Here is a 13279-nt window from a genome sequence, read left to right as displayed (position 1 = left end):
ACGCCTTGCGTTTACTCCGCGCCGGAGTCTGTCATCATCGCCAAGCGTTCTTGTTCAAAATCTGCATTTAACGGCTCTAACACCGGCATGCTGCGAGTGATATTGGAAGATAAACGCTGGAAACGCTCAACTTTGCCATGTAAGCCCTGTCGACCAGCTAATGCTGTCACCGTTTTATTGTAATGGTTGCTGGCCGCTGTCAGGGTATTACCTAGGCGCTGTAAGTTTTCGGCGACGACACACACTTGGTTGTAAATCTCTCCGGCACGCGCCGTGATCTCCTGCGCTTCACTGTTACTGCGTTCAATCATCCACAAATTAGAAACCGTACGTAGTACCGGCATTAAGGTAGTATGCGACACGAGAATCACTTTTTTCTCGTAGCCGTAGTTGAACAAATCACGACCATACTGTAACGCAGCGATATACGCCGGCTCTACCGGCATAAACATCAGCACAAAGCCCGGGCTATTAATGCCGCACAGATTGCTGTAATCCTTATTGGCCAAATTATCGATATGATTTCTCACCGCTTTAACATGATCCTGCAACGCTTGCAGACGGCTAGCATCATCGGTGGCGGCCACGGCCTGACTGTAGTCAATCAGTGAGACTTTGCTATCAATAATCAGATGTTTGCCATCCGGTAAATTGATCACAAAATCAGGGTAATAGGTTGAGCCATCGGCACTTTTGAATACGGCCTGCGCCTGATAATGTTCATCTCGCAGCAGCCCTGCCAATTGCAGCGTCTGCTCTAACTGTGCCTCGCCCCAGTTACCGGCCAGTTTTTTATCCCCTTTCAAGGCGCCAGCAAGCATGGATGCTTCTTCAGACATCTTCATGCCGATATCGAGCACTTTACGGATCTCAGACTCCAGCACCACATTGCCTTTGAGTGATTCAGCATGGACTTCATTAACCCGACGCTGGAAGCCTTCAATTTGCTCACGAAATGGTTGCAGCAAACGGGCTATCGAAACCTGACTTTGCTGATTAAAGACCTGATTTTTCTCATCCAAAATCTGATTAGCGAGATAGTGAAACTCCGTTTTCAACTGCTGACGGCTTTGTTCCAGATCCCGTTTTTGCTGCTCTAATACATGCTGTTTTTCGGTTAATACCGCTTTGAGTTCCGTATGCTCACTGAGTAAATAGGTGTAGTTTTCGTTCAGTACACTCAGTGCGTGCTCTTTATCCAACAGCAACTGCTTCACATCTTGCAGATGTTGCTGTGCAGACTCACGCAAGGTTTGCTGACGAACCAGCTCTTGCTCGGCTTGGCGGCATTGCTGTTCACTGAGCTGTAGGGCTTGAGTCTTGTCATTTAAGTGACGTTGTAACTCATCATGCCGCTGAGCAAATTGACGCTCAAGGTAAAGACGCTCCTTTTCCCACTCCGCTTCCGCCTGCTCTGCTTGGCGCTGTGCATTTTTGTGGTTCAGTATCAACAACAGCAGCATTAATGCAGATACTGCCGCCAGCACTATCACCAGCGGTGACAATGTGATCATGTTTCTCTCCTTGATTCGCTCAGCGCGCCTTTCCCTTTCAAACGATACCGTAGAAGGAAATCGAGCAAGACATAGTTCGTACTCTACCCTAACTGAGTGAGTTAACCATCTGATTATCCCACAGTTAACCCACGGTTTGCTTATCTTGTTGAGCTTTATATCTGGCGCGTGCGGAGAGTATGCAATTTCATTTTTCGCTGATGCGCGGAGTGGTTTAGGCCAAACAATTTGGATGATGACTTAATTTAAATGTTTATTTGTCTCATAACGAAAGAGGTTTGTGGATAAGAAACAGGATACTGAAACGAATTAGAGGTTGGCGGTTTACCGCGTTGCGAATTCAGGCAAAAAAGCGGCACGCTAATGGCGCACCGCTTTGCTTGATTTAGATTGTTCCAGTCAGAGAACACCGCAAAATAACTCTTCTCTCGTAAGCGTCTTTCTCTTTTAACGTTCTTGTCCCCGCTCAATTCCCCGGACCAATACGCTCCATGAGGTTGAGATGTGGCGAGCAATCTTGCGCTTGCAAGCGTAGGCGATCGTGTTTGAGATGGTGGCGCTCTTCTCGTAAGCCCTTAAGTAGCGCCGCACACATAAAGAGCATGATCACCGAGAACGGTAACGCCGCCAAAATAGACGCTGCTTGTAACGCTTCTAACCCACCAGACAGCAGTAAGATGGCAGCGACCAATCCCCCACCCATGCCCCAGATGGCGCGATGGATTTTAGGTGGCTCCTGATCGCCAACAGACAATAAGGTGGTCACCACCAAGGTGCCGCTATCTGACGATGTAATAAAGTAGGTGGCGATCAGCAATGTCATGGCCAGTTTAGCAACGGTGGCCAACGCTGGTACATGCACGCCTAAATCAATGGTGCGATACAACGCCGAAGTAATATCCTGATTCACCGCGCCAATCAAATCTCCGCCTTCAAAGAGCTGAATGTGCAAGGCTGTGCTGCCAAATACACACATCCAAAACAGTCCCAATAACGTCGGAACCAGCAAGACGCCCAACACGAACTCCCGTACGGTACGGCCTTTGGAGATGCGCGCGATAAAGATCCCGACAAACGGTGCCCAAGCAATCCACCATCCCCAGTAGAAGGCGGTCCATGAGCTTTGCCAGTTTGATGCGCCATTGGCTTCGGCGTTTGTCCAGAAACTCAGGCGAATGATATTTTGCAGATAATCCCCAATTCCCTGCACAAACGAATTCATGATGTAGATTGTTGGGCCGGCAAACAAAAAGAAGATTAACATCAGCGCACTCAGGCCAAGGTTAAACTCACTCAGTAGTTTGACCCCTTTACCTACCCCTGATACCGCAGAAAGCGTTGCGATGGCCGATATCACACCAATCAAAATCAACTGATTTTGCAGTGAGACATTCATGCCGAAGACTTCGTTAAGACCGGTGTTCATCTGCGCTACGCCCAACCCCAATGACGTGGCGACGCCAAATACGGTGCCAAATACGGCCAGCACATCAACCAGATGTCCCCAGAAGCCATAAATTTTGTCGCCCAACAGCGGATACAATACCGAGCGAATGGCCAACGGCAGTTTTTTGCGATAACAGAAAAAGCTCAACGACAAACCAACGATGGAATAGATCGCCCACGGGTGTAATCCCCAATGGAACCAGGTAATGCGCATAGCGACCTTGGCCGCTTCCGGCGTACCGCCCTCGGAGATAAACGGGTTACCTTGCAGGTGAAATACCGGCTCGGCAATGCTCCAGAAGATCAGGCCAATCCCCATCCCAGCACTAAACAGCATGGCAAACCACGCCATGTAGCTGAACTCTGGCTTTTGGTCATCATCGCCGAGGCGTAAATCACCATAACGGCAAAACATCAAATACAGTGCAAAGCACAGAAACAGCGATACCACCAGAATGTAGTACCACTTAAAGCTGCTGATGATGTTATTTTTTGCGCCCTGAAACCACTGGGCGGATAAGTCCGGCGCAAACACGCCAAACAATAAGAAGACTGACAGCACGGTAAGTGCAGTAACAGCCATGGTTGGATTAAGTCCACGAAACAGACCGGATTTAGCTCTCAGCATCTCAGCCCTCCCTTAGACAAAAAACTCTTCACCAACATGCTCACCCGCGCCGCGGATAGCACGCCATGCCACCTGCCCGGCCGGATTCTCGCGATGATCCACCAGCGTCACCGATGGCTGGCCATTCACCGCATTACGCTGACCATAAAACACCACGACCGGCACACCGAGATTGCTGACTCCGCTGGTGAGCCAGAAGCGATGATTGTCGAAACTGCCACCAATAAAGTCTAACTGCGACAATCCAGTATCAAATCCGGCGACAAAATAGTTCATACTGTCGGTATCCGGAAAAATGTGAACCAGCAGATAGGCGAAGTTCAGTTCGTTGACCAACTCAGCCAGTTTGAAAATGCCGGCAGGTTCACAACTTTCATGCGGCAGCATCATTCCGCTTTGTACGGAAATATTGGTGTTATCGCAGGAAAGCTCAGGTTGATAACGGATATACGCTGACGTATCCGGCAGCTGGTAACGCATGCGTGCAATTTGCAGGTTTTCGGTGATCTCTTTGATAGTAAATGTCTGTTGCATGTGACCTCTCTACATGTACAAGGTGGCAAAACCCTACACATAAAATACTTTGAGGTCAAAGTTGTTTTTAATGAATACAACAGAGAATCACTATAGAAACCAAGTACAACACTATGATCTGGAAAGAATAAATTGGAAAAACATGACGAGGTGATGGTTTCAATCCGGCAAATCATTCGCGCTATTGATTTGAAGTCAAAGCAATTAAACAAAGCCGTCGGACTGACAACGCCCCAGCTAATGCTAATGCAAGCCATTGACCGGCATGGGGATGTGTCGCTGAAAGTGCTGGCTGAACAAACCAATATCAGCCAAGCCACGGCGAGCACGATTTTAGACCGGCTAGAATCACGACAATTGGTGATCCGAGTGCGCAGCCTGCTGGATAAGCGTCGCCAACATGCCGAATTAACCGAGGCCGGAAAATCCTTACTGCTCAAAGCACCTACAGCCCTGCAGGAGAATTTTGTGGCGCGCTTTCAGGCTCTGCCGGAGTGGGAACAAAACATGCTGCTCGCCAGTGTGCAGCGGATCTCTGCCTTGATGAACGCCGAACATCTCGACGTCGCGCCAGTACTGGAAACCGGTACACTGACCAAAGAAGATGGACACTCCAAATAAGCAAAGACAAACCTGTTTCAGGCTCAGATATTTTGGATATGCGTGGTCTCTGCTACGCTATATCAAGACGTAAAAATTTAGATATACGAATACGGTTACACACTATCTCCGGGAGAATTTGCGCGTGAATTATAAAAATGCGGTCATTCTGGCTGTCTGCAAGCGTTTGATTGGTTGGGTTTTGCTCATCACCGGTATGTTGAGCACATTGGTTTCAATCCTGAAATTTTTGAGTCTGCATATTGATAATGGTAGCATGGCCGCTGCTTTTTTGGCCGACCCGTACAAGCAGCTTTATATCTTTGTTTACGGCAAAACCGATTTTCTAAGTTTTTTCTGGAACAACTCGCCAGTACCGGATCTGGGCTCACTCACCAGCACAAACTCACTCTATTTCTTTGCTGTCTACATCATGATTTTTATCGGTAGCGCGGTGAAAAACTCTGGGGCAAAGCTGTCTTCTCGTCTGTTCAAAACCGGCGAACAAATTGAAGATCAATTGATGGAAGATCAGATCAAAGGTGTAACCTCACGCTCACGAGCAGAGATTCGCAGTACATTGTCGATTCCAGATTACTCGATTTTTCGCCAACTGCTGTGGGAAATCATCCCATTCGTCATCACCAGTGGCTTGATGTTCGGCTTCTATAAGATGTTTGGTTTCTAGTTTCTACTAACAGTGCCTAGCTTCTACTAGTACCTGCTGATTCAAATAGTTATCACTGTATAAAGATCTCCATACAAACAGGGTGTTATGCCCTGTTTTTTTATCTCTGCCGCATTCCAATATTTCCCAAAAATGACTCCCCCAATATTTTGTGATGCGAATCGCAAATGAGACGCAAAACGAGTACACTGACAACTCATTCCTTTTCGTGTGCTAATGATGGTTTTATGTACTACCTTCTGCCCCTGCTAACTGTGCTGATCTGGGCCGGCAACGCTATTGTCAATAAGATGGCCGCCACCGCCATTGACCCCGCCGCTATTGCTTTCTACCGCTGGCTCGTTGCCGGTTTGGTGCTCACGCCATTTATGGCAATGACGGTGTGGCGTAACCGCCGCAGTTACCGCCCTTACTTAGTAAAGTTTGCGATATTGGCTCTGCTCGGTATGGCAATTAACCAAACTCTCGGTTACTACGCAGGCTTAACGGTCAGTGCCATGAACATTGGCATCATTACTTCCCTGATTCCGTTGATGACCGTGCTGATCAGTATCTTCCTGCTGGGCGAAACACCAACTGCCGGCATCATCGTAGGTACTCTGCTCTCCTTAGGCGGGATTTTATATCTGGTCAGCGCCGGCGATATCGCCAGCTTGCTGCATCAGGGGATTGGCGATGGTGAGTTGCTGCTGCTAGCCGGTTCATTTGCTTACGCGCTGTATGGCGTGCTACTGAAAAAGTGGCAACTGCCCTTTTCCACTTGGCAATCGGTGTACGTGCAGATTTTGTTCGGTATCGTCATGCTGCTACCTAACTTTCTTTCTGCGACCAATGCACCAATCAATTCGGCAACACTGCCACTGATTTTGTACGCGGGGATCCCGGCGTCAGTACTGGCCCCCTACCTGTGGCTGCAATCAGTACGCTTTTTGGGTGCGAGTAAGACCGCTATTTTTATGAATTTCTTGCCGGTCTTTACGGCCATGATCGCCATGAGTCTGCTCGGGGAAAAGCTGGAGCATTATCATGTCGTAGGCGGATTAATTACCTTATGCGGCGTTATTTTGTCACAAACCTTGCGCAAACCGGTTGGTCGCTTACGTCCTTCACCGCGCGTCACGGATAGCAAATAAGTCAGCGCGTATTTATCCATGATATTGCCTTAGCCGCCATTCTTAGCTGCAATAATGGCTGCTATCTCTAACCGGGGCTTAGCTCCGGTTTTTTTATCCCTCGGACACCTGCTCGTAATTCTTTTCCCCCCAAGCGACCAATCTATCTATATAGCCACATAGCCACGTAAAAATTAACCACGTGAAAAGCATGTTGCTGAATTGATGTCCGTCACAGTTATGTCTGACCTCTAACCTCATGAAAAAATTGTATTAATGTTAGCCACATCTCAATCACGTAACCTGACAGTCCGGGCAATTGATCGAGAACAAACAAGACGTAAACAATTATTACAGTTACAAAACCGATCTCTATCATTCAACACTGAAGCATTAGGTCTGTTTTTTTGAGCCTATCAACAGCCCACCCATAACAATGACGAGGTCCTGTTACGACGTTGGACTTACTTCAGGGAGTGATGATCGTGAAACTAAAGACAACATCAATAACAACGGGCCTCGCCCTTTTTCTTGCCGGAACTCTCCTTTGTAGCTCGGCCTTGGCACAAGTCGAAGCCCGCAATGACAAGTTTGCCGACGCACATCAGCCACAATACCAAAGCTGGACCCAAACCCAACAAAGCAGCGAACGCGCAGATGCGTTAGCAGAAGATCCCAATATGGTGATTTTGTGGGCCGGTTACCCTTTTTCCAAAGATTACAACAAACCACGTGGCCACTATTACGCATTAACCGATGTGCGTGACACACTGCGTACCGGTGCGCCAAAAACCGCAGAAGATGGCCCATTACCGATGGCATGCTGGAGCTGTAAAAGTCCGGATGTTGCTCGGATGATTGAAAGCGAAGGCGAAGATGCCTACTTCAAGGGAATGTGGGCCAAAGGCGGCCCTGAAATCGTTAATAGCATTGGCTGTGCCGATTGCCACGCGACAGACAGCCAAGAATTCAAAGATGGAAAACCGGCACTGCACCTTTCCCGCCCTTATGCTAGCCGCGCGATGGATGCCATCCACATGCCGTTTGCCAAGCAAGGTCGCTTCGATCAGCAAGCTCAAGTGTGCGGACAATGCCACGTAGAATATTATTTCTCCGGCGATAACAAAGCAGTCAAATTCCCTTGGGATAACGGCACATCAGCCGATGCCATGGCGGAATACTACGATGAGCTCGGTTTTAAAGATTGGGTTCATGGCTTATCAAAAACACCGATGCTAAAAGCCCAGCATCCTGAATATGAAACCTGGCAAGCCGGTATTCACGGTAAAAACAACGTCGGTTGTGTAGATTGCCACATGCCTAAAGTTCAAGGCCAAGACGGCAAACTGTATACCGATCATAAAGTGGGTAACCCATTTGACCGCTTCGATCAGACCTGCGCCAACTGCCACACCCAAAGCAAAGAGATGCTGCAAGGTGTAGTGAAAGAACGTAAAGAAGCTATCAATACTCTGAAACTGAAAGTCGAGCAGCAACTGGTGCATGCACACTTCGAAGCCAAAGCCGCTTGGGATGCCGGTGCCACCGAAGAGCAAATGCAGCCAATTTTGCAAGACATCCGTCAAGCACAGTGGCGCTGGGATTACGCCATAGCCTCACACGGCGTACACATGCATGCGCCTGATATTGCGCTGAAAACGCTAGGCGATGCGCTGAACTTGGCGGCAGATGCGCGCACTAAACTGGCACGCTTACTGGCCACTAAAGGCATTACCGGTGAAATTCCGTTACCAGACATCAGCACCAAAGAGAAAGCACAAGCCGCGCTGGGCATGGATATGAAGCAATTCATCAGTGACAAACAGCAATTCCTGAAAACAACCGTTCCGGCTTGGGAAAAAGAGGCCAAAGACGCTGGCCGTCTGAGTCAATAAGTCAGGAATGATGGGCTCTGCTACGCAGAGCCCACAAGGATGAGGAGATCATGATGAAACTGCTAAAGCCCTGTCTATTAGCGCTTTCCCTGCTTACGGGCGTGCTGCTGTCGTATGTGCCCGTCTCTTTTGTGCAGGCGCAAGACGTTGCCATGCCAAATATAACCGCCACAACACCCGCAACAACACCCGCATTAGTGCAGCCCCAACGCGATCCGAACTATGCCTGTACGCAGTGCCATAAAAAAGAGAGTGAACAGATGCATGGTAAACATGCGTCTGTGGTTAATCCCAACAATCTAGGGCCGGTGACTTGCACCAACTGCCATGGCAATCCATCACCTCGCCATCGTGAAGGCGTTAACGATGTGATGGTGTTTACCAATGAAAACATGCCACTGGATCAACGCAACGGTGTCTGCCTGAGCTGCCACGAACCTGACAATCTGCGTAAAACCTTCTGGGCACACGATGTGCATGTCACCAAAACGGCCTGCACTAACTGTCATCAGTTGCATACGGCAACCGAACCAATGATGGGGATCAGCGATAAAGCCCGTATCGGGTTGTGTGTCGACTGTCACAGCCAGCAGCATGCAGAAAAAGCGGCGTCAGTATCTGGCGTTAAGGAGTCACCATGAGCTGCTCCCGCCGCCGTTTTTTAACCGGGGTCAGTACAGGTGCGGTGATCATGATGACTGGCCCGGCCTACACGCTGTCCACCTCGGTCGCTGACGATGGGCGTCGGTTGGGGATGTTGCATGACGAAACGGCCTGTATCGGCTGCACCGCCTGTATGGACGCCTGTCGTGAAACCAACCATGTACCCGAGGGCGTTTCGCGCTTACAGATTGTCCGCAAAGGCCCAATTGGTGAGTTTCCCGACGCGCGTTATCACTTTTACCGTCACTCATGTCAGCACTGTGATAACGCACCTTGCGTGTTGGTCTGCCCGACCGGCGCATCCCATGTAGATCTGAAAACCGGCATTGTTGATGTCAATGCCGATCTGTGTGTCGGCTGCCAGTACTGTATCGCAGCCTGCCCGTATCGCGTGCGCTTTATCAACCCGCAAACTAAAGTGGCCGACAAGTGTGATTTTTGTCGTCATACCAATCTGGCGCGAGGTCAGCTGCCCGCTTGTGTACAAAGCTGCCCAACGCACGCCCTCACCTTCGGTGATTTGGACGATCCGAAAAGCGCTATTAACCAAAAATTACAGCAACTACCGACTTACCGTTCGAAAGCGCATCTGGGTACTGAACCCAAGATGTACCGCGTTCCTGCGCCAGGTAGCGGCGAGGAGCTAAATATCGGACGTGATGGTATACCGGCCGGTTTTGTAAACGGCAAACACAGCGGGGAGATTCAGTCATGACGCTACCTGTAGATCCGTTTCACTTTCCTTCACTGGTGTGGGACTGGCCAATTGCCATTTATCTGTTCTTGCTGGGGATCTCTGCCGGAAGCGTGACCTTCGCCGTCTTACTCAAGCGTAAATCACTGGGTGAGCAAGCATCCACGCATGGCATCATCAAAGCGGCAGCTCTGCTCGGGCCTGGCGCGGTTATTTTAGGATTGCTGATCCTGATATTTCACCTGACACGTCCGTGGACGTTCTGGAAACTGATGTTCAACTATCAGTTCAACTCTGTGATGTCGATGGGGGTAATGCTGTTTCAGATTTATATGGCCGTGCTGTTCGTCTGGCTTGGCGGTGTTTTTGCGCGCGAACTGAGCACCCTGCGCCAACATTGGCTCGGCGAGCGGTTGAATATACTCGATACGCTTTTGCGTGCACTACCGCGTACCGAGAAAGTCACTGAACCATTACTCCTGTTACTGGCAGTTTTGCTCGGTGCTTACACTGGATTTTTACTCTCGGCGCTGAAAAGTTACCCCATGCTGAATAATCCGGTTCTGCCAGTGCTCTTTCTGGTTTCCGGTTTAAGCTCGGGAATCGCCAGCTGCATTGTGCTCGCCACTAGCTTATTTAAAACCCCAGCAGATGATCATGGAATTCATTTCCTACACCGCTTTGAAACGCCGCTTATCTTGACTGAAGCATTGCTCCTGCTCTGCTTTTTCACCGGTCTGTGGTTCGGTGACGGACAAAAAGTGATTGCCATGACCAGTGCCATCGGCAGCGGTTTTTGGTCTAACGTGTTCTGGTTCGGCGTAGTCGGTCTGGGCTTACTCACCCCACTCATATTGGGGCGGTTACTTCCGGGGAAAAGGCTGACAAAACTGCTACTGATCTGCTGCTGTAGCCTGACCGGTATTTTGCTTCTGCGCTACTTCATTTTGTACGCCGGCCAAATGACTGTCGCCTAACAAACCGTAGCCGAACAAAATGCATCTGTTACCTCATTGGTGGATCTGTATTCGGGAGTGCGCAGCACTCCCGTCCTGCTTGAATATCTCTATTGCGGAGCCGCTAAATGCTGCCTGAATTGGCTCTCATCTGTTTGCTGTTAATCCCTATTTTAGCGCTCTGGAGTGGGCTATTACCTTGGCTACCCGCCCGAAGCGGCGCAGTACGCCTCGCCCCAGCACTGAGTCTGCTGCTGGTATTATTGACCGCCACTAGCCTTCTACTGCTGGCATACAGTTTTCTCAACGATGATTTTACGTTGCGCTATGTGGCACAACACAGCAATAGCCGCTTGCCTTGGCCGTTCAAGTTGGCGGCAGTCTGGGGTGGGCATGAAGGCTCACTGCTGTTCTTCTTATTTGCACTAACTCTGTGGAATCTGCGGTTGTGGTTTATTGCGCAGCCGGTGGTCACGAAAATGCGTGCGCAAAGCATTATGGGCTGGCTGATTATGCTGATTAGCCTGTTTTTGCTGGCTGAAAGCAACCCTTTCACGCGCGTGTTTCCGCCCCCTTTTGAAGGTCGCGATCTCAACCCGATGTTGCAAGATATCGCGCTCATTTTACACCCGCCGCTGCTCTATCTTGGTTATGTGGGATTTGCGGCCAGCTTCGCTCTGGGGATCACCGCGCTGTGGGAACAACGCTTAGATACACAGTTAGTTAAAGAATGGCGACCACTGACACGCACCGCGTGGGGCTGGCTCACCGCGGGAATCGCTTTAGGTGCGTGGTGGGCATACCACGAGCTAGGCTGGGGCGGCTGGTGGTTCTGGGACCCCGTAGAAAACGCCTCATTACTGCCGTGGCTACTCGGTACCGCTTTATTGCATGCACAACTGGCCTTTATGCGTAATGGAAGCTTGCGCCACACGTTGATCTTATTGGCGCTGGTGACTTTTCTCATGAGCTTGCTGGGAACCTTTATTGTACGCGCAGGAATTATGGACTCAGTACACGCCTTCAGTGCAGAAAGTGGCCGCAATAATGCACTGCTGCTGATTCTAGGCCTGAGCACTCTCGCTGCACTGCTAATCTATGGCTGGCGTAGCCCATTTTTGTCCACCAGTGACCACATCACACCTCAGCTATTACATCCACACTCATCCGGACGTGAAAACGGGCTACGTATCGCTGTACTTTTGCCCGTTATCGCGGCGGTAGTGGTGATGCTCGGTACCTTTTATCCGCTTTTTTATGCGTTAAGTGGTTCAGGTACTCTCTCTGTCGGTGCGCCTTACTTTAATTTGTTGTTTGTGCCGTTAGTTTTTTTATGTTTGTTAGCCCTCATCGTTTTTCCGGCCATTCGCAACGCTTCCGGCTTACCGCCAATTCGGGCTTGGCTGTGGTTATTACTCGCTTTGCCGCTAGTGTTTTGGATCAACGGTACGCCTCATTGGCACACGCTCACGGCGTTTATTGGCTCACTAATGGCAGTTTGGTTAATACTGACTACCCTACAAGCACTCTGGTTCGACAAATTAAAGCGCGGACATTTAGCGCATCTGGCCTTAGCCATTACCGTCTTAGGCGCCAGCCAATTGGCCGGATATAGCCATGAACGAGGTGCGCTGCTGAGTATTGGGCAAAGCGTATCAGTCGGCCAATATGAGCTGCGTTTAGATGCCATTACGCCCGAGCTTGGCCCTAATTTCACTGCGGAACGCTACCATCTCACTGCGCTGCAAAACGGCAAAGTATTAGGGAATCTCTATCCTGAACGGCGCCATTACAGCGTGCGTGCGATGCAAATGAATGAAACCGGTATTTTGCCGCTTGGCAGCGGGGATTTATATGCCGTGCCTGGGGAAAAGCGCGCACAGCAAATCGCCTTACGGGTGGCATACAAACCGGGGAGTCGTTGGTTATGGCTGGGTGGAATATTGCTGACTATCGCAGGGCTACTACCCCTGCGTCGTCGTAAAACAGCCGACGAATGCAATGAGGAGGCCGTATGTCCGGAATAAAACGCTGGCTTCCGCTGCTGGCCGGTGGTCTGTTTTTACTGTTACTGCTCTGGGCCCTTTACCCTGCGAGTACGCCTGTGGCCAAGCAGGCCTCAATCGGCACTCTACCACCGTTGACACTAACCACACTCAATGGCGAATCGCTCACAACCGATACCCTGCTCGGACAACCTTTTTTGCTCAATGTCTGGGCCAGTTGGTGCACCAATTGCCGTAAAGAGCATGCACTGCTGCAAACACTCAGCGGTCAGCTCCCCATTATCGGATTAAACTACCGTGACACCCCTGACGCTGCAAAAGGATGGCTACACAGCGTAGGCGACCCCTATTCTCGTGTTATTGATGACCAACAAGGTCAAGCTGCGTTAGCGCTTGGCGTTATCGGCACGCCGGAAAGCTGGCTGATCGGCCCACATGGTGAGGTCTTAGCACGCTATGTGGGACCACTCACATCTGAAATCTGGCAAACACAATTTTTGCCGCACTTATCCGCGAACCGAACAAAGGAGACTGTGCAGTGAA

11 protein-coding genes and 1 pseudogene are annotated in these 13279 nt (G+C 50.0%); 9 read left to right on the top strand and 3 right to left on the bottom strand.

Going from position 1 to position 13279, the window contains the following annotated elements; translation table 11 throughout:
- Positions 1–11: 11 nt before the first annotated feature.
- The 3 genes from rmuC to LQ901_RS06085 all read right to left on the bottom strand — a co-directional run bounded on the left by rmuC (position 12) and on the right by LQ901_RS06085 (position 4122).
- Positions 12–1514, bottom strand: a complete 1503-nt coding sequence (gene rmuC, locus LQ901_RS06095; RefSeq protein ID WP_152136993.1) for a DNA recombination protein RmuC — start codon at positions 1512–1514, stop codon at positions 12–14.
- 466 nt (positions 1515–1980) lie between these two features.
- Positions 1981–3588: a BCCT family transporter gene (locus LQ901_RS06090; protein ID WP_218563747.1), complete on the bottom strand. Its 1608-nt coding sequence runs from the start codon at positions 3586–3588 to the stop codon at positions 1981–1983.
- Positions 3589–3600: 12 nt separating this feature from the next.
- Positions 3601–4122, bottom strand: a complete 522-nt coding sequence (locus LQ901_RS06085; protein WP_010863642.1) for a hypothetical protein — start codon at positions 4120–4122, stop codon at positions 3601–3603.
- A 132-nt stretch (positions 4123–4254) separates the two neighbouring features.
- Between LQ901_RS06085 and LQ901_RS06080 the strand changes: the two genes are divergently transcribed.
- From LQ901_RS06080 to LQ901_RS06040, 9 genes and pseudogenes are all read left to right on the top strand, one after another.
- Positions 4255–4743 carry a MarR family winged helix-turn-helix transcriptional regulator gene (locus LQ901_RS06080; RefSeq protein WP_152136994.1) on the top strand — a complete coding sequence of 163 codons (489 nt, stop codon included), beginning with the start codon at positions 4255–4257 and terminating at the stop codon, positions 4741–4743.
- Between the two features lie 124 nt (positions 4744–4867).
- Positions 4868–5410, top strand: coding sequence for a YniB family protein (locus LQ901_RS06075; protein ID WP_152136995.1), 543 nt, complete (start codon positions 4868–4870; stop codon positions 5408–5410).
- Between the two features lie 227 nt (positions 5411–5637).
- Positions 5638–6543 (top strand): DMT family transporter, encoded by a 906-nt coding sequence (locus LQ901_RS06070; RefSeq protein ID WP_010863645.1) that lies wholly within the window; start codon positions 5638–5640, stop codon positions 6541–6543.
- Between the two features lie 458 nt (positions 6544–7001).
- The gene (nrfA, locus tag LQ901_RS06065; RefSeq protein ID WP_152136996.1) at positions 7002–8417 is read left to right on the top strand and encodes an ammonia-forming nitrite reductase cytochrome c552 subunit; all 1416 of its coding nucleotides are present in this window, start codon (positions 7002–7004) and stop codon (positions 8415–8417) included.
- A 53-nt stretch (positions 8418–8470) separates the two neighbouring features.
- Positions 8471–9058 carry a cytochrome c nitrite reductase pentaheme subunit gene (gene nrfB / locus LQ901_RS06060; protein ID WP_152137056.1) on the top strand — a complete coding sequence of 196 codons (588 nt, stop codon included), beginning with the start codon at positions 8471–8473 and terminating at the stop codon, positions 9056–9058.
- Positions 9055–9702: pseudogene (locus LQ901_RS06055) on the top strand (4Fe-4S dicluster domain-containing protein); the annotation flags it as partial. The gene nrfB and the pseudogene LQ901_RS06055, both read left to right, overlap by 4 nt.
- A gap of 89 nt (positions 9703–9791) precedes the next feature.
- The gene (nrfD, locus tag LQ901_RS06050) at positions 9792–10751 is read left to right on the top strand and encodes a cytochrome c nitrite reductase subunit NrfD (protein WP_064977748.1); all 960 of its coding nucleotides are present in this window, start codon (positions 9792–9794) and stop codon (positions 10749–10751) included.
- A gap of 107 nt (positions 10752–10858) precedes the next feature.
- Positions 10859–12757: a heme lyase CcmF/NrfE family subunit gene (locus tag LQ901_RS06045; RefSeq protein WP_152136254.1), complete on the top strand. Its 1899-nt coding sequence runs from the start codon at positions 10859–10861 to the stop codon at positions 12755–12757.
- Complete coding sequence (locus tag LQ901_RS06040; protein WP_152136253.1) at positions 12745–13278, top strand: DsbE family thiol:disulfide interchange protein; 534 nt, start codon at positions 12745–12747, stop codon at positions 13276–13278. Before LQ901_RS06045 ends, LQ901_RS06040 begins: the two co-directional genes overlap by 13 nt.
- Position 13279 lies beyond the last annotated feature (1 nt).

The organism is Plesiomonas sp. PI-19 (assembly GCF_021368255.1).
GTDB classification, from domain to species: domain Bacteria; phylum Pseudomonadota; class Gammaproteobacteria; order Enterobacterales; family CAMTGL01; genus Plesiomonas; species Plesiomonas shigelloides.
This window is presented reverse-complemented; position numbering and strand designations above follow the sequence as displayed.